Here is a 23531-nt window from a genome sequence, read left to right as displayed (position 1 = left end):
TACATAGCTTGCTATATATTAACAAACTATGTTAGATTGATCCAGTTTCTTTAAAACCGAGATTCGCAATGAATAACCAAACCGATTTTTCAGGAGGCCGCTCATGACGCTTAAGTTATTATCACTCTCCGAGGTGAAACAATGCATCAGCATGCCAGAGGCCATCGACGCAATGGAAAGGGCATTTATTCAATTGGCCCAACAAAAAGCGGTCTTGCCTTTACGAACGGCTATTCCTGTAGGCCATAACGGATTAACACTAACCATGCCTGCTTATTTATCTGATGAAAAAATCCTGGGATTAAAAGTAGTTTCTGTCTTTCCAGACAATATTCAATACAATAAACCCTCGATTAATGGGACTATTTTGTTAATTGATGCAAGCACCGGTGAGCCGCTCGTGCTTATGGACGCGGCTTATTTAACAGCACTTCGTACAGGTGCTGTTTCAGGCCTGGCAAGCAAATATTTTTCCCGCGAAATACCTTCAACGGTCTGCATTCTGGGAGCCGGAGTACAGGCGATGACACAGCTTGAAGCAGTGGCTGCCGTGCGCCAGATTGAACAGGTATTTGTGTGGTCACGGCATTTGGAAAGTGCAGAAAAGTTTGCCAGAGAAATGGGCGCTTTCTACAATATTCAGGCTTGTGAGCAGTTATCTACTGCCTTGAAAAACTCAGATATCATTTGCACTGCAACAGCAAGTACAGAAGCTTTAGTACATCTCAGGGATCTTAAACCCCATGTACACATTAACGCCATTGGCTCACATCATCCTTCCATGCAGGAGATCAGCGGGGATGTGCTCCAGAATGCAGTGATAGTAGTGGATCAGATAGACGCGGCAATGAAAGAGGCTGGTGAAATAATTAATGCTATAGAGCAGCAACAAATTAAAAGAGAATCCATTGTTGAGTTTGGAACCTGGTTGATGGAAAAAGCGCCGCTGGCTCAGGAAAAGCTTACTGTCTTTAAATCAGTGGGTCTGGCGATTCAGGATTTGGCGGTGGCAGAGGTCGTATATCAAAATGCCTTAAAAATGAATTTAGGTTCTGCGTTCAAGCTTAATTAATAAGGATAATCCATGCAGTGTCTTCATACGCAAACACCGCTTATTGAGTCCCAATACTTAAAAAATAAACTCAATAAACAGGTTTATTTTAAACTCGAATGCCTGCATCCTCCAGGCTCATTCAAACTGCGGGGAATAGGCGCATTATGCCAGGAAGAGCTTCAGCGAGGTGCCAAAACGTTCGTTGCTTCGTCAGGAGGTAATGCCGGGATTGCGGTAGCGTATTGTGCAATGAAATTGAATGTTCCTGCCACGGTGTTTATTCCTGAAACCAGCAATCCCATCTATATTGAAGCGATTAAATCCTATGGTGCAAAAGTCATTGTAGCGGGAAAAGTATGGGATGAAGCGCATCAAGCCGCATTAGATTTTGCCAGACAACATCAAGCAGCTTATATCCCGCCTTTTGATCATCCGACTTTATGGAAAGGGCATGCGTCTATGATTACCGAGGCTATTCAACAAGGGCTTTCTATTCCTGACGCGGTGGTCCTCTCTGTGGGTGGAGGGGGTCTTGCCTGTGGGGTTTTGGAAGGAATGCACCAGCATAAATGGGAAAAAGTGCCTTTAATTGCTGTTGAAACCAAAGGGGCTGATGCGTTTTTCCAATCGGTAAAGGCCAATAAATTAGTCACTTTAGACACCATCACCAGTAAGGCAACCAGTCTAGGCGCAAAACGGGTGGCTCAAAAACTAATGGATTGGACCAAAATTCATCAAATAGAAAACGTCGTTGTCAGTGATGAAGAAGCCGAACAAGCCTGTTTCAGTTTTGCCCATGAACAACGGATCCTGGTGGAGTTATCCAGCGGCGCCTCATTATCCCTGATTTATAATGATCATCCTGTTCTTCACAAAGCCCAATCCATTCTGGTAATTGTTTGCGGAGGGGTCAATACAACCCTTTTTAATATCCCTTAGCATTCAATATAAGCTGTCATTGGCAGTGTTTAGTATGTAGCCTGGTTGGCGCTTTGCGACAACCGGGTTGCCTTATCCCCCATCTCCAGGAAAACTTGCCTTTGGGAAAACCCGGTTGCCGCAAAGCGCCAACCAGGCTACGCTGCTACAGATGATCATCGGCTGTGTTAAGAAAGATCATTACGAACATGATAAAATTCAGGAATAATCCCGCTTTCATTTGCCCATTCCAATTTGGAGATTGCCACATTGCAAACCACTCCCCACCAATAACGAGAAAGCCCACCATATACAGTAAAAAACCTAAAAATAAGCCAATGAATGCGGTCTGTTTATATGAATCAAAGTCGCTCTTTTTTATTTTGGAACCAAGTATAAAACAGCCAATCCAACAGATAGTCGCCGCTATCACTTCCCATATAATAATGAAATAATACGCTAATTTCTGGAGGTTGGAATCTGTGATAGCTCGCCACATAAGAGCTGTTTCATGGAAGGTGGTATCCATACTTAATACATGGTGCACAAAAAGCCAGTTACTATTAAAATCCACCACATTATTAAAAGCCACCAGGCTTAAAAACAAAGCAACCGACGCCAGCATACCGATTTTTATATATCGCAAACTATAGTTCATTTTAAATAATGTGATTGTTAGATCTTAGAGACAATAATAAGAAAATTAATAATTAGGATCCACACGATAGCTGATGTGGTGAAAAAATTTTCCTGAGCACTCATTTATTTAAATTTTGACTCCGAGAGTAAACCAGGCTCTTCCTTGTCATCACCTAGAATTTCCTCTTTAAATTTGTTCAGGGCCTTCGATTCACCCGTTTGATTAAGAGCAAAGAAAGTCTGGGCAAACTTTTGTCGATGCTCTGAGTTAGCCAAGCCTTGATTAACTGCGGAACCCAGAATCATACCAATACCTACAAATAAACCAACGACAGATTTAATTACTACCTCAGCAATACGATATAACCAGCCATGTCCCATAATCTTGTCCGCGGCTTTAATCTGTTCTTTACAAGAATTTCGAAATTCAATAATTGTTTTGTTTAATTCCTGTTCAGTTAACTGCAAAGATAATGAGTTGAAAAATTGCTCCTGATTCGTAAATAAAGCCGTATACAACCTTTCTCCTTCCAATTTGGTTGCCGTATTATTTCGGCTGGATTTATCAAGCTCCAACTGCAGCGCCGTCAAATTTTCTAAAAATTTCTTTTGAATTTCTCTTTTATTCGCTTCGAAGTTAATAATATTTTTTTGAAGTTCTTCTTCAGGAGGCTGGGTTATAACAGAAACAGTCAGCTGTTTTGAATTTTGATGGCGGTGATACAAAACATCAAAAGTTGCAGTTCCTGGCGCTTCTCCATGTAGAATATCCTGCTCAATATATTCTTCCAGGTCATCACTCAAATCATTGACAAGGATATTTGGACAATTTAATAAATTCGAGACTCCGGGTACATCCAGGCAGGTGGCAACATGACCACTACCTATGAGTGCTATATATTTTCCACCGTCATTAAATTCCCTGTATCGCTCAAGCATTGCCATATTCATTGCAGAAAACCGCTCTTTAATAGCGTTGGTATGTCCCAGATCACCCAATGAGTATGTAACCGCCAAACGATAAGAGGCTTCAGAATCGATCGCCACTATTCTGATTTGATGCTTTTTAGCTTCTTGAACTACCGCTGTAAATGTAGCAGATCCTGATAGATTGCGCTCTTTATCCAGATAATTTAAATAGAACTCCAATTCACGCGGCATCGCGTCATCAGACTCTGAATGTAAATAGGCATCGAGTAATGCCTGGTGGCGCTCCTGAAGTAAATGCTCCATATAAATAGTGGTGACGCCTTGAGATTTAAACAAAGCCATATTATCTACTAAAAACTGTTTGGGGCTTTTATGTTCATGTACCTCGCCAACAATAAGACCTTCATTGTTGTCGAAGCATTTAGTAATAAAATCTGCTTCATTGAAATCTTTTGTATCTTCAATACTTACTTTACTTTTTGAAGCCGGGAGTTGCTGGGCGAACTCGGTGGCAGCAGTCGAAAGAAGACGTTCTTTTTCAGCATTCAGAAAAATCTGGTAATCTTCTTCTATATAATCGTCTAAAAAATAATTTAATGGGGATTTTCCAAAATAACCCACACCTCCCAGAATCGTTTTATCAAAAACTTCTCCATGATTAAAAAAATCAGGAAATAAAACCTGAATCTCTTTGGGGCCATAACCAATGTCAATACGCAGTGCCTTGTCATCAAAAAAGACTAGTGGATCACTGAGATTAAGTTCTCTAATTTTCTGATTAAAATACTCTTTGACCCTATTATAACGTACCGTATGTTTCTCCAGGCCGCTTAATAATCGGGTTGCTGGTTCATCTAAACTACGACTTTGATAATACGCGATCGCTGCAGCTTTTGCGGCTTTTGCAGCCTCTGCAGTAATAGTGCCACTTTCATCCTGCCTGTGGAATTGAATATCGGGTATCTTTAAATATTCAGCCAGTTCTTTAGGCCATTTTGCTATTTTTTCTCGGTCTGTACTTGCAAAAATCTCAAAAGCCACTCTAAAGGGGGCTTTCTGAGGGTTTTGCAGAGCATTAATTATTTCAGACTTGTCTTTCATTTCCGTTCAAATTTATAACCAGATGCTCCAATTAAAACCATTATAGCATATGTGTGAACTCAATTCCGACAACTTTTGTCTAAAGACTAGTGGCATATCAAACTGCTTAGATGGCTGTTTAGTACGCGATGCAAGAATGAATATATACCGTTTCCGAAAGATCAATTCAGAGCAGTTTGGACGAAAAGAACCAATTAACATACAAAAAAACTTGTATCGCAAGCTTACATATTGCTTGAGCTGGTGCTGTGGCCATTCCTAAGAAATAATGCAGCGCGAGAAAGCTTGGGCATTAATTCACGAACGATAACATTTGATAAATTTTTACCCAGTTTAATCGCCGGTTGTTCGATAAATTTTTCAGAGAAATGTGCTACGGGCCAAGTGATTATAAATACACAGGCGGAAATTAATAAACCAAACTCCAGGGGATGAAGTTGCACAAAGGTAAATCGAGCTGATGGTAAAAATAAATTTAATACCATTACATTCCATAAGTATAAACTAAAACTTATTTTACCCAAGTATTGAGAAAATGGTAATTTTAAGAAAGAAGAAAATTTATCCTCTGGATCACTACTTAAATAGAGTATTAATATCGCAATGCTAAATCCCTGCAGTAAGTTGGCTGTAATGCTGGAGTGTGTGAAAAAACCTCTAAGAAATATCATTGTAAACAGTGGTAGAAACCATCCTATTTTTTTGATGCAATATTTTAGTTCTTCTGGAAAAATTGCACAGCAAAAACCTAAATAAAAATAATATATCCACGTATTGGCCGCATAAAAATTAATTTTAAAATCATTGTCTATTATTAATATCGAGAGTGAAGTTAGAATTAATACTATCTTGGGGCCCCATTTCTTATACCCGTAAAAAGTCAAAAGAATCAATGGGATTGCCCAAATCTCAGCTTGTAATGTCCAGCTGGCGCCGTGTAGTGTTATTTTATGAAGCAAACAATTTTGGACAAAGGGATGAAATTTAATATGAGGGTAAATTGCTGGTAAAAAATAATGCAGGCAATTAAAAACAAGGTAAAAAACAGCCAGGCATGGAATTAACGGTAGATAAATTCTACTTATTCTTCTTAAACTAAAAGTGATAACTGGCAGCCGTTCTGTTTTAGTCCTTAATAAAGCATTAAATAATACCATTCCACTTAAAACAAAAAAAATATTAACCGCTGTATGACCATTAAAAAACAAGAGAAAGAGTTTGATAATTTTAAAATAGTTTTCTTTGATATGATAAACGGGCGTATATAAAACATCTGTAACTATATAACTACTTAACATTAGAATACTGTGAAATACTAGCACAGCTAAGGCCGCGTAACCTCTTAAGCCATCTAAGAGCTTATTTCTTAAGCTAAAACCATGAGCGGAAAAAGTATCTGAGTTATCCATCTCTTAATCAAAGCCCCTAGCCCTATTAATTAAATAAGTTACGAATTGCAAACTTCTAAGTGTTTTTTAACATCAATAATTTTAAGGTACCTTGAGGCGCACACGTAGAATATGAGAGGAAATTTATTTTTACCAGAAACCATAGTAGATATGGCTCCCCGGACAGGACTCGAACCTGTGACCTAATGATTAACAGTCATCCGCTCTACCGACTGAGCTACCAGGGAATAAGGCGGAATCATAAAGAGATCCCGCTGATGAGTCAAGGGTTTTCTTAAATTTTTTTATCTTTTGCAGAAACGACTTAGGCGGTCAAGCGCACTGCTTAAGTTATCCATGCTGGTGGCAAAAGATAGTCTTATACAACCCTCATTTCCGAAGGCAGAACCCGGCACTAAAGCCAGACCTTCGTCCTGCAATAATTTTTCAGCAAACTCGACATCGTTGGCATAGCCTCGCTTCTCAATAATCGCTTGCACGTTGGGAAAGCTGTAGAAGGTCCCATCCGCGGGGATCACCTCTATACCTGGCATGGTTTGCATGCGATCCACCAGATAATCGTGTCGATGATGAAAGGCCTTGACCATATGATGAACGGTTTCATCACCGCCGGTAAGTGCCGCTAAAGCGGCTCTCTGCGCGATGGAGCAGGCGTTTGATGTGGATTGCGACTGCACTGTTTTCATTGCATTGATTAAAGGTGCTGGGCCCGCCGCATAGCCAATACGCCAGCCAGTCATTGAGTAGGCTTTGGAAACACCGTTAAGTACAACAGTTCTATCATATAATTCAGGGCAGGCATTGAGTATATTGCAAAAAGCTTGCGTCCAGATAATGTGCTCATACATATCGTCTGTTGCAATCAAAACCTGCGGATGCTTCTTCAGTACTTCCCCCAGGGCTTTCAGCTCATCTAAACTATAGGCAACTCCTGAAGGATTGGATGGACTATTTATAAAAAATAACCGTGTCCGGGGAGTAATTGCCTGCTCCAGCTGGGCGGGGGTAATTTTATAGCGCATGGCAGGCGTTGTCGGGATAATGATTGGTGTTGCATCCGCTAATAAAACCATATCCGGATAAGAAACCCAATAAGGTGCTGGTATTATAACCTCATCGCCCTCATTCAGAAGAGCCTGGCAAAGATTATAACAGCTCTGTTTCCCACCGACTGAAACCAGAATCTGATTTAACTGGTAAGCAAGTCCGTTATCGCGATTAAATTTTTCTAAAATCGCCTGTTTTAATTCGCTGATACCATCCACTGGCGTGTATTTGGTAAATCCAGCATTAATCGCTGCAATAGCAGCATCCTTGATATGCTGAGGCGTATCAAAGTCGGGCTCTCCAGTACCGAGATTAATAATATCCATTCCCTGTGCCTGCATTTGTGAGGCTTTGGCAGCCACGGCAAGGGTGGGCGAAGGCTTTACCTGCTTTACCCGATTAGCCAGTGTAATTTGCATCAATCACTCCTCTTTCTAAATATTGCCTCTAAACTGACGTGAACTCCTGCGGTTTTGTCATTTGTACATCAGGCAATTATTTACCGTTGTACGACAGGTCAAACTATAATGCAGGTTTGCTAAAAATCAAGCTGTAAAAAACTTGCATCTTTTCCTACAAAATGTATATAGTTCTTATTATGAAAAATGTATTTAAAATTTATTCAAATTTTCAGCCCGCAGGCGATCAGCCTACTGCCATTTCCTCACTGATTGAAGGCGTTGAATCCGGGCTGGCAAAACAAATTCTTCTTGGGGTTACCGGCTCAGGTAAAACCTTCACTATTGCTCATGTCATTGAAGCAATGAAACGTCCTACATTAATTATGGCACCCAATAAAACATTGGCGGCTCAGCTTTATGGAGAATTTAAAACTTTTTTTCCAGATAATGCCGTAGAATATTTTGTATCCTATTACGATTATTATCAGCCCGAAGCTTATGTTCCTGCTTCAGATACCTTTATTGAAAAAGACGCATCAATTAATGAGCATATTGAACAAATGCGCCTTTCAGCAACCAAAGCGCTTATTGAGCGCAAAGACGCCATAATTGTTGCTACGGTTTCGGCCATTTATGGATTGGGCGATCCGGATTCCTATCTGCGTATGGTATTACATCTGTCGCGCAAAGAACAATGCGACCAGCGTAAAATTTTACGCCGTCTGGCAGAAATGCAATATACGCGTAACAATCAGTCTTTGGACAGAGGGCAATTTCGGGTTACTGGCGATGTGATTGATGTATTCCCTGCTGACTCGGAGAAAGAGGCTATTCGTATCGAATTATTTGATGACGAGGTGGAGCGTATTATGCGCTTTGATCCTCTGACAGGCGATATCATTCAGCAGCTTCCCCGCGTGACTATTTTCCCCAAAACACACTATGTGACACCGCGGGAAAGACTTCTGGAAACAATTGAGCAGGTTAAGGAAGAACTGCGAATCAGAGTGGATGAGTTTACCCGGCAGAATAAGTTGCTTGAAGCACAGCGTTTGCAGCAACGCACCTGCTTTGATATCGAGATGATGCTGGAACTCGGTTATTGCTCGGGTATTGAAAATTATTCACGTTATTTGTCAGGCCGTAATGAAGGCGAGCCTCCGCCTACTTTATTTGACTACTTACCACCAGAGGCCTTGCTGATCATTGATGAGTCGCATGTGACTGTTCCACAGATCGGCGGGATGTATCGCGGCGATCGCGCCCGTAAAGAAACCCTGGTTAATTATGGTTTCAGGCTCCCCTCTGCACTGGATAATCGCCCCTTACGTTTTGAAGAATTTGACGGCCGCTCACCACAAACCATTTATGTATCTGCAACTCCTGGTCCCTTTGAAAAAGAACAGGCCGACAATATTGCAGAACAAGTCGTTCGCCCTACTGGACTGATTGACCCACAGGTCATTGTCAGGCCGGTCAGAAATCAGGTGGATGATTTGCTTTCTGAAATACGCCTGGTTCAGGCTCAGGGTGAACGCATTCTGGTTACCACCTTAACCAAACGGATGGCAGAAGATTTAACTGATTATCTGCAGGATCAAGGGATCCGCGTGCGCTATTTGCATGCAGATATTGATACTGTTGAGCGAGTTGAAATTATTCGTGATTTAAGACTGGGTGAGTTTGATGTGCTGGTCGGTATTAATTTGTTGCGAGAAGGGCTGGATATGCCTGAAGTGGCGTTAGTTGCTATTCTGGATGCCGATAAGGAAGGCTTTTTACGCTCCGACCGCTCATTAATTCAAACTATTGGCAGGGCCGCCAGAAATTTAAACGGCCGTGCTATTTTATATGCGGATCGCATGACCGGTTCAATGCAGCGTGCCCTGGATGAAACAGAGCGTCGGCGTAACAAACAATTAGCCTACAACGAGCAGCATGGAATTACTCCCAGGGGCATTAAAAAATCCATTGAAGATATTATGGAAGGCGCATACAGTAATAAGCGAAAGAGTCAAATCGCCGAACGCCAGCCACAATATGAGCTTCTGCCGCCGGATCAGCTTGCCAAACGAATTAAACTACTTGAAAAACAAATGCATACTCACGCCCAGAATATGGAGTTTGAAATGGCTGCCAAAGTTCGTGATGAACTCCTGGCCCTTAAAGATCAATTGAAAGCCTGAGTGATGCTCTAATGGAACTAAGCATATGACAATCAGTATGGGTCAACTGAAGTTAATTCTTGACGAGTTTGCAATGACAAATCAGCATCATGAACCAAACAGCAAGTCAGAGCAGCTGGCGGCTTCTCTCGCTTCATTGACCCGCAATATCAGGAATCCGGAGCAAATCGTTGATGCTGAGCTAAAAGCCAAAGTGATTAGATACATTGATCAGTTCTGGCAGTGGGCAGTTGCTAACATTACGGGGGCATCATGGGGAGAAAACCCTCAGGTTGGCAGCTGGCTTTCATTACAGAATAATCTGGAAAGTAATGGTTTTAAAGGCGTTTACCAAAGACATTACCCGTTTTTCTTTGCCCGCCACTCAGAACGCTTTTACAACGCAGAACAGTCATTTTCTCTTGAGCAGGTTTTAGCCCTATTCAAGGCGACAGCCAGAGTTTTAGGCTATATAAAGGTAGAGCAGATTGAAAACCATCCCTTCGTCAGATTTCACGATCTGCAAGCCCAAATAAAAAAAGGGCTTAACACGCAGCATCCTATTCTAGTGGATGCCGCCACCTTATTCGCCTGCTTATTTTATCTTCTGCATTTTCATTTGGGCAAAGAGCAAATAGCCTTACTGCCAGTGCTTATTCGCTGCCGGCCTGAAACCACGGATGAAGAGCGACATTCTGAAACTGCTCTGTTTATCAGCATATATGGTTCCAGCGCTTTATGCAGTATTCAGATTGCCTCTTTAAAAGAGTACCTCGATTATTCAACTGTTCGTTCGCATGAAGCGACCATACAGCTTCAGCACGTTCTTCCTCCTTCCCGCCCGGCACTCTTGAATGTGTTTTCTGAAGTTAAACAAAAGCCGGCCGCATTGTCATTAGCAACGGCGTTCAATAATGATTTGCTAAAAGTAAACCCTTCGGAAGGCGAGGCAAAAGGGGTGTCTAAAGCAGAGAATCAGCAGGCATTTGAGAAGGCAATGAATTTTGTCAACTACACACTGGGCATGATAAACACGATTGAACTGGACCAGCCAAAAACCGTAATCCAGCAATTACACAAGGGCTGTCTGCAGTATTATCTGGATACCCGGCAGAGTGAATCCCCTTCAATTTTTTCCTTTACCCCTTTTTCTGATAAGGCGAAATGTCAGGTCGCCATGCAGTTGCAGCAGGATAGAAACGCGCAGCTGGGCTTCTTCTCAGGCTTTACCAGCCGACAGGGGAGATTAGGTGTTATTAACGAACTATTTGAAGCCGCGTTTAACTCATTACCTGAAAAAAACAGCAATGCAGCACCCCGGGGATAAATTTGAGCCTTTACTGGTTTAATCCTCTCCCATGTAATATTTATGATAAATTGAAGTATAGGTGCCGTCATTTTCTATCTTAAAGATGGCCCTGTTAATTTTCTCGATTAGCGGCGCTTTATCAGGCAGGCCGATAATGCCATAACCTTCACCTAATTGAATGCTTTTTCCCACATTTTTTATATTGTAAATGCTGTTACTTATGAACATATAAGCTACTACATCGTTCAATCCAATGACATCTATTTTATGATTGGCCAAATCAGAGATCAGATCATTCATGCTGTTATAGGCAATGATCTGGTTGGTATTTCCATAAGGACTTTCCACTAGTAAAGTATAAAATGTGTCCTTTATTGCTCCTATCTTTTTATTCCTGATATCAGCTAACTTGTCAATCCCACTATTTTGCAAAGCGACAAATTGCATTTTACTGACTGCATAGGGGATACTGGCTGCATACTGATTGAGTTCAAAAGGTGTATAGGGGTTAGGCATAATAAGTAAATCAATTTTTCGATTATCCAGTAGCTCGAATTGATTATGAAGTGTCACACTCTTATATTCACAGCGTCTTTCGATTTGCTTACAAATGGTATTCATTATATCGATGCAAAAACCAAAGTAATAGGAGCCTCGAGCGCTATCTACCTTCTGGACAATAGGAAGCCCCGGCACTGTGACCCCAACAATCAGGGAGGAGCAGAAACCAGACTTACAGAAAATCAGTAAAATGAAACACAGCGTCATCCCTGGCTTCAAGGCTCGATAGATATCCATATGATCCCTTGGCATTTTTTTTAAATTTAGGAAGAGGATTGAAAATTGTCAATTACGCCGAAGCTAACTCCCCAGGTAATCCAGAGCACGATGAGATCCCTCGCTGCGCTCGGGATGACGTGGAGTTATGCCGAAAGAAGAGCAGAATTTTTGTCATTTCATTGACAAAAATGAATGGCATTAATACACTGAATTTTTATTCAAAATTTCAACACCTATGGCCGTTGATTTTTTTAACCCTTTCTCAGGGATCCAGGAAGCAAAACGTACCCCTCACGCCAGGACTTTGAGAACTTCCCTTTCGCAAAAAATAAAAGATACCTACTTCATTTTTGCCGGCAATGAGAACCATGTAGGCATCTATGATTATGCCAGTTTATTCATACCTCGGCTTCTTGAAAATGTGTTGCCCTGGAGATGGGCTTTTGCATTCTATATTCTGCGCGCAATAGTCAGTGGAGCGGCTACCACTCTGGTTTTGCCAATCGTGCTAATCGTACACGCTGTTTCAGAAAGCATTGCCTGGAATTATAAAAAACAGGCGATGGAACTCAAAGGTTACGAAATTGGCGGTGAGCGGGAAAATGGAAAACTGCAGAGATTAAGCTGCGCTGAATTTTTAGAGAGAAACAACCTGGACATCGAAGACATTCAGGTCACTGTTGAAGAACTGGATCCTCATCTTCAAAAAACATTCATTCACACCTCCCATCAGCTGAGATTCTGGCGACATCCGCAGCAGGAAAAAAAGAAGGAGGAAATAACTGATTTTGTAATTCCATTACGACAAGGAAAGGACGCGGGTCTGTATTCGTTTTTCCAATTAAATGTTGGACGGGTAGTCAGTACTATTGAACACTGCAATCAAGTCCAGGAAACAGATATTAATAATGAGTTACTTAAGCGTTATACGGGATAAATTTCCTTTTAACTGAAACCATTTTTGTCTTTGCGAACGAAGTGAAGCAATCCAGATCGAAGTCTGGACCAGGTAGGTTCTGGATTGCCAGGCGCATGGAGCTTAAGACAAGGCTTTAGTCTGGGCTGATTTAAATTGGCCTCTCCTTTGCCATAAACTGCTGATTAATGGTGGGGAACACATCAATAATAATCCAAGGATTAAAGTCAATTCATAACGTCCTGTGCTTCCGACATTAATATTTTCCGGCGGCATGAAACTGACAACCAGGGTAGCCAGCGTTCCAATGATGCCAACTGAACAAACGAACAGCAAGCCTGCTTTGCCCCCTGGAATGCGAAACGCGCGATAATGATCCGGAGCACTGAATCTTAATTTGATTGCTGCAAGAAACATCATTAAATACATCAGCATGTAAAGCTGGGCGGCCAAGGCCGTCAGTAACCAGTATGATCCATTTACACTGGGCATAAACAAAAAGAGGGTCGATAATAAAGTGACAATAACTGCCTGGGTAATCAGCATCACCACGGGAGCATTTTGCCGATTGGTACGTTGAAACAACTCCGGCAGATTACCATCCTGGGCTGCCACAAGAAGTCCTTTGGTAGGCGCAATAATCCAGTTACTGACGCCGCCAAGACCACCCATGACCAGCATCAAAGCCACTATCGGCATCATCCACACCAGGTGATATTGCTTAAAAAACGCATTGAAGGCCTGCATAATTCCAGCCACCAGATTGATTTCGCTGTTAGGTAATACTACCGCAATAGCCAGTGAACCTAATATGAGGGTGCTTAGAATAATCAGGACCGAGTAAATAAGCGCACGAGGAAAGGCATGCTGCGGATTATTGACATCGTTCGCATGTACCGTGGCGATTTCTATCCCGCAGAATGACATCATAATCGCCGTTAATGAAACCCACATGGAGCGATCCTGCCAATGCGGGCTGATACTTTGCAAGTCAAACTGAACTTGCAGGGGATTGCCGCCTGCCAGCCAGACCGCTCCCAGGCCAATGATTAAGCCCATCGGCAACAAAAGACCGGAAATAGCACAGATATTGCTAAACAGAGCAGACGATTTCATACCGCGCAAATTGACCAGAGTTGCCCCCCAGAAGGAACACACAATCACCAGCCATAAAAAATAAGGATTGTCCGCCATTGCCGGATTAATCAGATAACCGATTGTTCCTGCGACAAAGGAAAGGATAGTAGGATACCAGATGACATTTTCAATCCATTGCAGCCAGATGGCAAGAAAACCGGCTCTTTTACCAAAAGCCTCTTTAACCCAGATATAAATGCCGCCCTGTCTGGCCCAGCCAGAAGCCAATTCGGCAGAAACCAGCGCGGTAGGAATTAAAAAAAACAAAGCCCCGAGAAAGAAAAAGGAAATTAGCTGGCTGCCAAACAAGGCCGTTGCGGGTAAGTTTCGGATACTATCTACCGAGCCTACAGTAATCATTGTCAGACTAAAAATGCTAAGCGCATGCTTATTACTCATTACATTCCTTCACTGCTGGTCCACACTTGCTGAAGCTATTATATTGGCTTTAGCTTAAGAAAATCTTAATTATTGAATAATTAATGGTCAAAATGAGCTATTTATTTTAACCGCATTAAAATAAATTATCAAAATGCATCACTCTACGCCACTCTTTCGCATTTGTAAATAATGGATACGCTGAATAAAATTTAATCATTTTTGGCTCTGGTAAATTGCAGGCATTTAACACTGATTGTTTATCCATATCTGAGTTATAATATCTGCTTTCTATTCGCCTGATTTTAATATGGAAAATACGCTTTTGACTCAGGTTTTCATCTTTCTGGCAGCAGCCTCTCTGATCGTTCCGCTTGCCAGCCGCTTTAAACTGGGTTCGGTTCTGGGCTATCTTTTAATCGGTATCGTTATTGGTCCTTATGGTCTGCGGCTTATGGGTAATGCCGAGCAAATTATGCATTTTGCCGAATTCGGGGTCATTATGATGCTTTTTCTGATTGGCCTCGAGCTTGAACCCCCCATGCTTTGGCGCTTACGAAAAGCCATAATCGGCCTGGGCAGTTTGCAAGTAGGCATCACCACACTGGCCCTGACAATGCTTGGTCTTTTATCGGGCTTTAAATGGCAAACCAGCCTTGCTCTTAGCATGGCTTTTTCCTTGTCTTCAACCGCTCTGGTTTTGCAAATGCTGGAAGAAAAAAACCTGCTGCGGACTGTTGAAGGCGAAACCTCTTTTGCAGTTTTATTATTTCAGGACATTGCCGTAATCGCAATATTGATTATTCTGCCCCTACTGGCAGCCGAACCCGGTCTGGCTGCTGCCAGCGAAGCTCATGCAAGCCGTTTTCTGAACTTGCCGGAATGGGCGCATGCCATTACCGTCGCCACCGTCATCAGCTTGCTGGTTATTTCTGGTCACTATTTTTCACGTCATCTATTTTCAATGATTGCCCGGACTAATCTGCGCGAATTGTTTACCGCAACCTCGCTGGCTCTGGTGGTCGGTATCACTTTATTAATGCAAACCATCGGTGCTTCCCCCGCTCTGGGGGCCTTTGTCGCTGGCGTGGTTCTAGCTAACTCCGAATACAAGAGAACACTGGAAACCGATATTGAACCGTTTAAAGGATTGCTGCTGGGCCTTTTCTTTATCTCGGTAGGCATGAGCATGAATTTCTACTTGCTGGCCTCCCATTCAGCATCGGTTCTCGCAGGAGTTTTTCTGATTGTGATTATTAAGGCAGTCATTCTGATCGGGCTTGGCTATTCTTTTGGATTAACCCGATTACAAAACCTTGGTTTTGCCCTTTCGCTTTCTCAGGTAGGGGAATTTGCGTTTGTTCTTTTAAAGTTTTCTGCCTCACTTGGAGTTATTTCTGTGCAAATCAGTGAGTTGAGTATTCTAATCGTGGCGCTTTCAATGTCCATAACACCCTTCCTGATGTTATTGTACTATCACATTCTGGTACCCCGGTTTATGAGCCGGATTCCAAAACCTGAGTTCGATACCATCAAGGAAAATCATCCTATTATTCTCGCTGGCTATGGACGTTGCGGCCAGATTATTGGACGTTTTCTCACTGCACAAAAAATTCCTTTGACTATTCTGGAAAGGGACCCTGAGCAAATTGAACTGCTTCGTAAATTTGGCTTCAAAGGCTATTTCGGGGATGCCACGCGTCTTGATTTACTGCAGAATGCGGGGGCTGCCCATGCGAAACTGCTAATTATTGCAGTGGCTGATCCGGAAGTAAGTCTTGAGGTCGCCGCGATGGCTAAAGAAACCTTTCCCCACTTAAAAATCTTTGCGCGCGCCAGAAACCGCCGGCATGCCTATGAATTGCATAAACTCGGTGTGGACTACTTCAAACGGGATACCTTTGATTCGGCACTCAATATGGCAAAAGATATTATGATTGAGCTTGGACACAACCCCAAACACATGGCAAAAAAAATGCAAATGTTTGCCGAACTCGATGATGCTTCACTTAGAAAATCCTTTGCATTTTTTGATGAGGAGTCGACTTTGATCAGCTTTTCGAGACAAGTAAACTGGGAACTTGAGAAAGTCTTGCAAACTGATTTGGAGGCTCAACACGCCGTTACAAGAAACGAGGTTGAAGCTTAAAGAGCATTTAAGTTTGAGAATTACTGGTTGGGCCTTGGCCCATAGCCGTCAGGTTAAGAATATCAGATCCCCTCTCCACCGCGCGCAGCGGGGGAGAGGGTTAGGATCACTGCCATTAAGTTAAGCTCAATTGTATATTAAACTGTCATCCCCGCGAAAGGCGGGGATCCATCTCTGAGCTAGCCACAATGCCGATTGAGGAAATAGATTCCCGCCTTTCACGGGAATGACAGAAGTCCTTTAACTTAATGGCAGTGAGGGTTAGGGTGAGGGGCTATAAAACAAGGTCGCGTTGCGATTCATTAATCATATTTCTGTGGCGATGTTTTATTACCACAACAAAATGGAATCACTAACGTGATAAATTTTTTAACCCCCTCACCCTACCCTCTCCCCCACGCTGCGCTCGGTGGAGAGGGGATAACATTACTTCTTAGCCTGACGGCTATGGGCCTTGGCCCAACCTAGATGCTATTGCAGAATTTCTTGGATTTATACTTATTTAACTACCATAATCCATTTGGAAGAAGGGTCAGTTCGTCTGTTGTTATTGGGATTACCTGCTGTGTAGTGCTTGCTCATTAAGGTGCTGGTATTGCCATCAAATTTGTTATTGCTGATATGTTTTTTCAGGCACTCACTCACTGTTTCTCCTGATGTTTTTCCGCAGAAAGCCTGAGTAAAATCATAGTAGGGTAAAAGTTTGCTGCTGTCCGCATTTTTCCCGATGAAATGATAGGTTACATAATCTTTTAATCGCCATGCGCTGCCTGAATTCGATCTTGAAAAGCTCAGTGTTTTGAAGGATGAGGCATTTCCGTGATCCACGCCAAGACCTGCTGAGTAAACGATGGGAATTACATAGCTTTTGTTACCGACGACCATTGCGTGAATTTCATCATAATGCGAGTGAGCGGCCATCATGCCAATGACTACTTCTGGGTAAGCCTTGATTATTTTTTTGAATGAGTTTTGATAGTCTGTTTCCCAGGATTGAGGAGGAACATGCATTGCCAGCACCACACTGTTATTTTTTGCACGACTGGATTTCAACTGACTCTCCAGCCATTGCATTTCTTCCCTGGCACCCTCTCGTGAGGGAGAAAAACTGGGTCTGTTCACAAATAATACGCTGTTTAATGACAGCATTTTGAGATGATCACCTAAATAAGCAGAGTAATAACCATATTTTTTATTTTCACTGCTAATACAGGCCTGACCTTTATAGGGGCATTTAGTCCCGGTTGAAAGAAAACCATTGCCATTTCCGGTTATTGCTTGCAAAAGCGTATAGGCTGAATCATCACGATAACTAAATGGACCGTAGTTTCTTTGTGATGAATCGTTATTTCCAAACACGGAAAAGAATGGAGCAGGATTTATCTTTTCCTGAAGCGCTTCGAAAACGCCATTAATATCATCCCTGGAGGTTTTACGGCTATAGCCATTATGAGCGGGCAAATCACCAAGTAACACGACAGAAGGATTGGCAGACCTCTTCAGATCAACCTGTTCTCCCAGTTTACTGATTAGTGTCTGATAGCTTCGCTGGTCTAACTCATTTCTGAGATCAGCAGGCGGATTAATATTGGTTGTTTTGCGAAGCGTAACATCCATATGCGGATCAGAAATTAAAAACAATTCCGCCTGATTGCTGTTGTTTGCAGCGATAGCGGGAATGTTAACGGCATAGAGTAAGCTTGCAGCCATTACCATCATTAGTTTTTTAGTGTTCATCATTGTCTCCTAATAAACAGGTTGTCAGTAAGCACTATTAGCGTTCACTTGATTACAATGATATCGACAGGAATTTAAGGCCTCGTTAAAGCAACTACGCAATTTTTGCAAAATAGGTGGAAAAATCAGAAATTGTCTGTGGTTTCAACAAAACTGCCTTTAAATGGCCTGCATTCAAAGGCAGTTATTAAGACTAAGCGTTCTTATTGCTGTTCATCATAGCGTTTCACGCTGGACAACACTTCCTCTCGGGCCGGTTCGATGCCAGCCCAACCATCGACTTTCACCCATTTACCTTCTTCAAGATCTTTATAATGCTCAAAGAAATGTTCAATTGAAAGCAACAGTGGCTTAGGCAAATCCTGATAGGTTTCAACGCCTTCATACATTTTGGTTAACTTGTGAGTCGGCACAGCTAAAAGCTTGGCGTCTACCCCTTTTTCATCAGTCATTTTCAGCATGCCCAGTATACGGCAGGCAATTACAGAACCACTGATCAGAGGCACAGGAGTAACTACCAGAACATCAACCGGATCACCATCTTCCGAAAGCGTATTGGGAATATAACCGTAATTTGCCGGATAATACATGGCGGTTGCCATGAATCGATCGACGAATAAAGCACCGGACTCTTTATCTACTTCATATTTTACCGGTTCTGCATGCATAGGAATTTCAATTACCACATTAATTTCATTGGGTATGTCTCGACCACTATTAATCCGCATTAAGCCCATTTTCTTCATCCAAAAAATTTTTTCGCAGGTATTATGCTAAAAAGTGCTTTAAAAGGCAAAATAACTAACTCCAGTATAAAAGCAATCTCGGTATCAACCTGTATGCAAATAAATACCTGTTCTTGAACAATAAATTGTACCAGTTCAGATATGGGCTCCCGCGGTCTTCACCCGGGGGCCAAGTCAAATTGTTATATTTAAATTGAAATATTAAGGTTGCTCTGAGCGCTTTCCTTATTGATTTTACCAATAATATCAGTTAGACCCTGATCAGCCTCTAATAAATAATTCAAGTTATTGCCAATATGACATATGACGGTGGCTCTGCCTTGAGACATTCCGGAATTGACTTCCATTGCATTGCTCATGCATTGCAATTTTTGAGCGATTATTTTTACATCGTCCATGTTATCCAGAGTTATCCAAAAGGTTAATCCTTTTGTTGTACTTGATTTCCAACCCGTTACCCCTGAGTATTTCTCAATAAACGCAGCGGCCTGGGAAACTTGTCCTTGTAACAGTTCAGGCGCTACAGGAATGGCTGTTTTTTTAGCATCATAAACTTTTTCAAGATTTTTGCCGGCTGTCACCATATCTCGGCAGAACCCGATTTGGCATTCTATCTCGTTTTTTAATTTGGGCTTAAACTGTTTTTTCCACTTGTCAATGGATTCTATTGCAAGGTTATTGATGTTGATGGAGGGATATTTACGCTGAATGCGCTTACAAAGAGTAGCCATTGCAATTGTAAGCTGCATATGCTCTTCTCTTTTCTCATTTTTATAGGGTGCCTTTTGAGCTTCAAGGATGCGAGCTTTAATCAAATCGGCTAATGGCTTTCTTGTTACAGCAATTTGGCTAATTGCTTTCGAATACTGGCTATCAGGGTTTCTTGCATCTCCTGGATATCGCAATAAAATATCAGGATATCCCAATCCTTTTAAAACACAATTCATTAAACAGGTGGCAGTTCTTCCATTGCCATTAGCAAATGGGTGTATCTCTGTAAGTTCATAGAATACATTTGCTGCAAAAGTTGCCACCTCATCAATATCTTCAGCATTGCATTGCACTAGTTGCTTTACGAGTCTATCGGAAAACTCATTCATTTTTTCCATGATTTGTTCTGGCAAAATACATATCTTGCATAGCTTTCCAACGATGGCCTTATCTTCATCAGAAAGCAAATTCCTATTAAAAGCTACATATAATTTTGACAGCGTACGAACACTTTCCGGATTTTCATCTTTATCAACAATTTTTTGAGCGCAATCTGGAATAGTTATTGATGGGTCTTTTTTGATTCGATCGATTAATTTTAAAAACTTTAAGCTATCTGGTTCAGGTACTTTATAGTTTTTGAGTAGAAAATTTGCGAATTTTTTTGGTGTATTTCCAGGAGAATGCGTGTTTGCCAAATAAAGAATAAATTCCTGCACTATGGATGCACCATGATGCCAGCGGAAAACAAATTGATCAGTAAATTCTCCTGAATGCATTTCAAATGGCGCTAATAAGGTTTTCGCTATAAAACCATGTATCCTTTTTATGTGTTCAAGCAGGTCGGTGCTGGTCAAAGACTTTGTTTTTATTAAGGGAAGCAGATTTTCCTGTGCATATAAATAGGCTGCCATCATATCCTGATATTGGCCTGCCTCATGGAAATATGTATCTTGCAAGGTCTGTGAATCGTGGTTGGGAGATGATTCTGGATCAAATGAATAGGCAATAGCAGGATTAAATTCTTTAAGAAAATCACGGTAATACATAGATGTCTCGTAAATTAAAAGCTCTATATTACCATAAATTGACCAATTATTGCATCTATTAAGCACAGATTGATAACATTTGCTCACCTGAATTATAGTTGTTCTTTAATGCTTGAAATATAATATTTTAGGCAGTACCACTATTTGGAGTAAGCATGCCTGCACCGTTCTATAGACGTCCATCAAGAATCTTGTATGGGTAAAAGAATTTACTTTTTATACAAATTACATTAACCAACTCCTGTAAGCGGACGAGGTAAAAACTGATTTAACCGCACTTTAAATCATCCCCCAAGCAGTAAACTTTGAAGTGCCTGCCATCTCGGAGTATAATGATTAATTAAGCCAAATTCAGGAAAACTATGGATTGCTTGTTCTGCAAGATTGCAAAAGGTGAACTCCCGTCAACGATCGTTTTTGACGGGCCTGAGATCATGGCCTTTCGGGACATTCGCCCTCAGGCACCGACTCATATTCTGGTCATTCCCAAGCAGCATATTGCTACAATTAATGACACAGACAGCAAGGATGAGCAACTCCTCGGACGAATGATCCTGACCGCCAAAAATCTGGCTAAAAAAGAACATTTAAGTGAACAGGGATATCGGCTTGTTTTTAATGTGAATTCAGGTGGAGGGCAGGAAGTTTACCACATTCACTTACATCTTCTTGGCGGCCGTCAAATGACTTGGCCTCCAGGTTAGGACATTGTCAATGCATGAACTATATACAAAAATACTTGAAGAAATTGGTGAAGATCCTAATCGTGAGGGTCTGAAAGATACTCCAAAACGAGCAGCCACTGCTTTTCAATATCTGACTAAAGGCTATAATGAGGATCTCCAGGATATCATTAATAATGCTCTTTTTGAGTCAGACATGAGCGAGATGGTGATTGTTAAGGATATTGAATTATATTCCATGTGCGAACATCATCTTTTACCCTTTCTGGGCAAATGCCATGTCGGTTATTTACCAAACGGCAAGGTATTGGGATTGTCCAAAGTAGCACGTATTGTGGAGTATTTCGCACGCCGCCTGCAAATCCAGGAACGTTTAACAATGGAAATTGCCAGTTGTATCGAATCCATTACAGGAGCGAAGGGCGTCGCAGTAGTCATTGAAGCCAAACACCTGTGCATGATGATGCGTGGTGTGGAAAAACAAAACTCAAGCATGCTGACTTCGGTTATGCTGGGCGATATGCGTCAAAATGTGAGCAGCCGGGCTGAGTTTCTGTCTCTAATCGGTAAATAAATCTCGAAGCAATATCATCGTCTCTCTCGGGCTCCCGTGAAAGCGGGAAATCCGCTGATATACTGTTTTATATCTTTAAATTCTTCGAATTCAATCAAGACAATTGATTATTTTTTGAACAATCCCTATATTATAATTTAACAACATTATTAGTTTATTGTGGAGTAGTGTGCCATGGCTAAAGTACGTAAACCCGGTGCAAAAGAAGACAAAAAAATAGCAGATGAGAATCTTGAAAAATTGTCAGGCGGTTTGAATATACAGTTTATAGGATTTAAGGAAGCAAAAAATACATCAAAAAATAAAGGGAAAAAGAAAAACCGTTAATTGAATACAGAATTGAACAGAGTTGATTTCTTGAATGGCTACGGCTTTTGATATGAGCTCAAACAATGAATCAAGCTGGTACTGGAGATAATTACCATGAGCAAAGTACAGAAACCCACCGCAAAAGATAAAAAGATAACCGATGATAATCTGGAAAACCTGTCTGGTGGTACTATACGTACACCAAAAGCCGAGATGAAGGGCTATGTGTTTGAAGGTAACCCAAACTCATCTCCCTCGAAAAATAAAAAAAAGAAACGACAGACTACAGTTAATCGGCCCATTTAGGTGTTGGTAAGAAAAAACCAATTGAAATAGCGGAGGAGAGTAATCCTCCGCAGCTATTGCTAGAGATTGTCAGAATGCTCAGACAAATACTCTGCAACTCCTTTTGGAGAAGCCTTCATACCTGCCTTACCTTTTTCCCAGCCAGCAGGACACACTTCGCCATGCTCTTCAAAAAATTGTACAGCATCGATTATGCGGATAATTTCATCGATGTTGCGGCCAATTGGTAAATCATTAACGATTTGTGAACGGACCAGACCATTTTTATCGATGATAAAGGCACCACGGAACGCGACACCAGCCACAGGATGCTCGACACCATAGGATTGGCAGATGGTGTGGGTCATATCGGCAGCCAGAGTAAACTCAACAGCGCCAATACCACCTTGCTTGGTGGGCGTATTGCGATAAGCATTATGGGTGTACTGAGAGTCAATGGACACGGCGATAACTTCGACGTTTCTTGCTTTGAACTCACTCATACGGTGATTAAGAGCAATCAATTCAGACGGGCATACAAAAGTGAAGTCGAGAGGGTAAAAGAATATCAACCCGTAACGATCTTTTAAAGCACTGTGCAAATTGAATTTATCAGTGATTTCACCATTGCCCAACACTGCAGGCACAGTAAAATCAGGGGCTTTTCTTCCAACTAAAACACTCATTCCTGCTCTCCTTTTTCGGCACATTGCAATGTGCTTAATTCTTATTATTTTAAGAGGTTACTGCTTCACGCAAGATCGCTTCCAACTCACCTTGCTGATATAACTCGGCTATAATATCAGATCCTCCGATTAATTCACCCTTTACATAGAGCTGGGGAAATGTAGGCCAGTCAGCAATTTGCGGCAGAGCCTGTCTGATATCGGGATTGGCAAGCACATCCACATAGGCGAAATTAACGCCGCAGGCATCAATGCATTGGACAGCGCGGGCCGAAAAGCCGCATTGGGGCATTTTGGGACTGCCTTTCATGTAAAGTAATATAGCATTATCTTTAATCTGCTGTTTTATTTTGCTTATAACATCCACTGAAATTTCCACAAAGGCACCTAAAAAAGTTTCGATAAAACATAATTATGG

Annotated in this window: 21 protein-coding genes and 1 tRNA gene; 10 read left to right on the top strand and 12 right to left on the bottom strand. The window is 41.7% G+C overall.

The window, feature by feature from the left end; translation table 11 throughout:
- Positions 1–103: 103 nt before the first annotated feature.
- On the top strand, positions 104–1072 hold the full coding sequence (locus tag E1O89_RS07200; RefSeq protein WP_133139572.1) for an ornithine cyclodeaminase family protein: 969 nt from the start codon (positions 104–106) through the stop codon (positions 1070–1072).
- 12 nt (positions 1073–1084) lie between these two features.
- Positions 1085–1993, top strand: a complete 909-nt coding sequence (locus tag E1O89_RS07195; RefSeq protein WP_133139571.1) for a pyridoxal-phosphate dependent enzyme — start codon at positions 1085–1087, stop codon at positions 1991–1993.
- A 145-nt stretch (positions 1994–2138) separates the two neighbouring features.
- On the opposite strand, the gene E1O89_RS07190 is transcribed toward E1O89_RS07195, so the two are convergent.
- From E1O89_RS07190 to E1O89_RS07170, 5 genes are all read right to left on the bottom strand, one after another.
- The gene (locus E1O89_RS07190; RefSeq protein ID WP_133139570.1) at positions 2139–2630 is read right to left on the bottom strand and encodes a DUF2165 family protein; all 492 of its coding nucleotides are present in this window, start codon (positions 2628–2630) and stop codon (positions 2139–2141) included.
- Between the two features lie 104 nt (positions 2631–2734).
- Positions 2735–4642, bottom strand: coding sequence for a membrane-targeted effector domain-containing toxin (locus E1O89_RS07185; RefSeq protein WP_133139569.1), 1908 nt, complete (start codon positions 4640–4642; stop codon positions 2735–2737).
- A 224-nt stretch (positions 4643–4866) separates the two neighbouring features.
- Positions 4867–6051 (bottom strand): acyltransferase family protein, encoded by a 1185-nt coding sequence (locus tag E1O89_RS07180; protein WP_133139568.1) that lies wholly within the window; start codon positions 6049–6051, stop codon positions 4867–4869.
- A gap of 151 nt (positions 6052–6202) precedes the next feature.
- Positions 6203–6278 (bottom strand) — tRNA-Asn (locus E1O89_RS07175).
- 57 nt (positions 6279–6335) lie between these two features.
- Positions 6336–7517 (bottom strand): pyridoxal phosphate-dependent aminotransferase, encoded by a 1182-nt coding sequence (locus E1O89_RS07170; RefSeq protein WP_133139567.1) that lies wholly within the window; start codon positions 7515–7517, stop codon positions 6336–6338.
- A 179-nt stretch (positions 7518–7696) separates the two neighbouring features.
- Between E1O89_RS07170 and uvrB the strand changes: the two genes are divergently transcribed.
- The gene (gene uvrB / locus E1O89_RS07165; protein ID WP_133139566.1) at positions 7697–9685 is read left to right on the top strand and encodes an excinuclease ABC subunit UvrB; all 1989 of its coding nucleotides are present in this window, start codon (positions 7697–7699) and stop codon (positions 9683–9685) included.
- Between the two features lie 25 nt (positions 9686–9710).
- Positions 9711–10991 carry a hypothetical protein gene (locus E1O89_RS07160; RefSeq protein WP_133139565.1) on the top strand — a complete coding sequence of 427 codons (1281 nt, stop codon included), beginning with the start codon at positions 9711–9713 and terminating at the stop codon, positions 10989–10991.
- 18 nt (positions 10992–11009) lie between these two features.
- Here E1O89_RS07160 and E1O89_RS07155 read toward each other — a convergent pair whose 3' ends face one another.
- Positions 11010–11771, bottom strand: coding sequence for a transporter substrate-binding domain-containing protein (locus E1O89_RS07155; RefSeq protein WP_165483094.1), 762 nt, complete (start codon positions 11769–11771; stop codon positions 11010–11012).
- Positions 11772–11988: 217 nt separating this feature from the next.
- Between E1O89_RS07155 and E1O89_RS07150 the strand changes: the two genes are divergently transcribed.
- The gene (locus E1O89_RS07150; protein WP_133139563.1) at positions 11989–12690 is read left to right on the top strand and encodes a hypothetical protein; all 702 of its coding nucleotides are present in this window, start codon (positions 11989–11991) and stop codon (positions 12688–12690) included.
- 102 nt (positions 12691–12792) lie between these two features.
- Here E1O89_RS07150 and E1O89_RS07145 read toward each other — a convergent pair whose 3' ends face one another.
- Positions 12793–14205, bottom strand: coding sequence for an APC family permease (locus tag E1O89_RS07145; RefSeq protein WP_133139562.1), 1413 nt, complete (start codon positions 14203–14205; stop codon positions 12793–12795).
- A gap of 289 nt (positions 14206–14494) precedes the next feature.
- Between E1O89_RS07145 and E1O89_RS07140 the strand changes: the two genes are divergently transcribed.
- Positions 14495–16333 carry a monovalent cation:proton antiporter-2 (CPA2) family protein gene (locus E1O89_RS07140; protein ID WP_133139561.1) on the top strand — a complete coding sequence of 613 codons (1839 nt, stop codon included), beginning with the start codon at positions 14495–14497 and terminating at the stop codon, positions 16331–16333.
- Positions 16334–16831: 498 nt separating this feature from the next.
- Here E1O89_RS07140 and E1O89_RS07135 read toward each other — a convergent pair whose 3' ends face one another.
- From E1O89_RS07135 to E1O89_RS07125, 3 genes are all read right to left on the bottom strand, one after another.
- Entirely contained in the window at positions 16832–18073 is a 1242-nt protein-coding gene (locus E1O89_RS07135; RefSeq protein ID WP_133139560.1) for a metallophosphoesterase, read from the bottom strand.
- A 200-nt stretch (positions 18074–18273) separates the two neighbouring features.
- Positions 18274–18807 carry an inorganic diphosphatase gene (gene ppa, locus E1O89_RS07130; RefSeq protein ID WP_133139559.1) on the bottom strand — a complete coding sequence of 178 codons (534 nt, stop codon included), beginning with the start codon at positions 18805–18807 and terminating at the stop codon, positions 18274–18276.
- A gap of 197 nt (positions 18808–19004) precedes the next feature.
- Positions 19005–20576: a Fic family protein gene (locus E1O89_RS07125; protein WP_133139558.1), complete on the bottom strand. Its 1572-nt coding sequence runs from the start codon at positions 20574–20576 to the stop codon at positions 19005–19007.
- 362 nt (positions 20577–20938) lie between these two features.
- Here E1O89_RS07125 and E1O89_RS07120 point away from each other — a divergent pair, with 362 nt between their 5' ends.
- The 4 genes from E1O89_RS07120 to E1O89_RS07110 all read left to right on the top strand — a co-directional run bounded on the left by E1O89_RS07120 (position 20939) and on the right by E1O89_RS07110 (position 22448).
- On the top strand, positions 20939–21280 hold the full coding sequence (locus tag E1O89_RS07120; RefSeq protein WP_058506824.1) for a histidine triad nucleotide-binding protein: 342 nt from the start codon (positions 20939–20941) through the stop codon (positions 21278–21280).
- Between the two features lie 10 nt (positions 21281–21290).
- Positions 21291–21833 (top strand): GTP cyclohydrolase I FolE, encoded by a 543-nt coding sequence (gene folE / locus E1O89_RS07115; RefSeq protein ID WP_133139557.1) that lies wholly within the window; start codon positions 21291–21293, stop codon positions 21831–21833.
- A 174-nt stretch (positions 21834–22007) separates the two neighbouring features.
- The gene (locus tag E1O89_RS15430; RefSeq protein ID WP_165483093.1) at positions 22008–22160 is read left to right on the top strand and encodes a hypothetical protein; all 153 of its coding nucleotides are present in this window, start codon (positions 22008–22010) and stop codon (positions 22158–22160) included.
- 96 nt (positions 22161–22256) lie between these two features.
- Complete coding sequence (locus E1O89_RS07110; protein WP_133139556.1) at positions 22257–22448, top strand: hypothetical protein; 192 nt, start codon at positions 22257–22259, stop codon at positions 22446–22448.
- 59 nt (positions 22449–22507) lie between these two features.
- Here the strand turns inward: E1O89_RS07110 and E1O89_RS07105 are convergent, their stop codons facing one another.
- Entirely contained in the window at positions 22508–23113 is a 606-nt protein-coding gene (locus E1O89_RS07105; protein WP_112218897.1) for a peroxiredoxin, read from the bottom strand.
- Between the two features lie 49 nt (positions 23114–23162).
- Positions 23163–23480 carry a Grx4 family monothiol glutaredoxin gene (gene grxD, locus E1O89_RS07100; protein ID WP_133139620.1) on the bottom strand — a complete coding sequence of 106 codons (318 nt, stop codon included), beginning with the start codon at positions 23478–23480 and terminating at the stop codon, positions 23163–23165.
- Positions 23481–23531: the final 51 nt, after the last annotated feature.

This window comes from Legionella genomosp. 1 (genome assembly GCF_900640215.1).
GTDB lineage: Bacteria > Pseudomonadota > Gammaproteobacteria > Legionellales > Legionellaceae > Legionella_C > Legionella_C quinlivanii_A.
The sequence above is the reverse complement of the archived record's forward strand: the minus strand, read 5'-3'. Positions and strand labels throughout refer to the sequence as shown.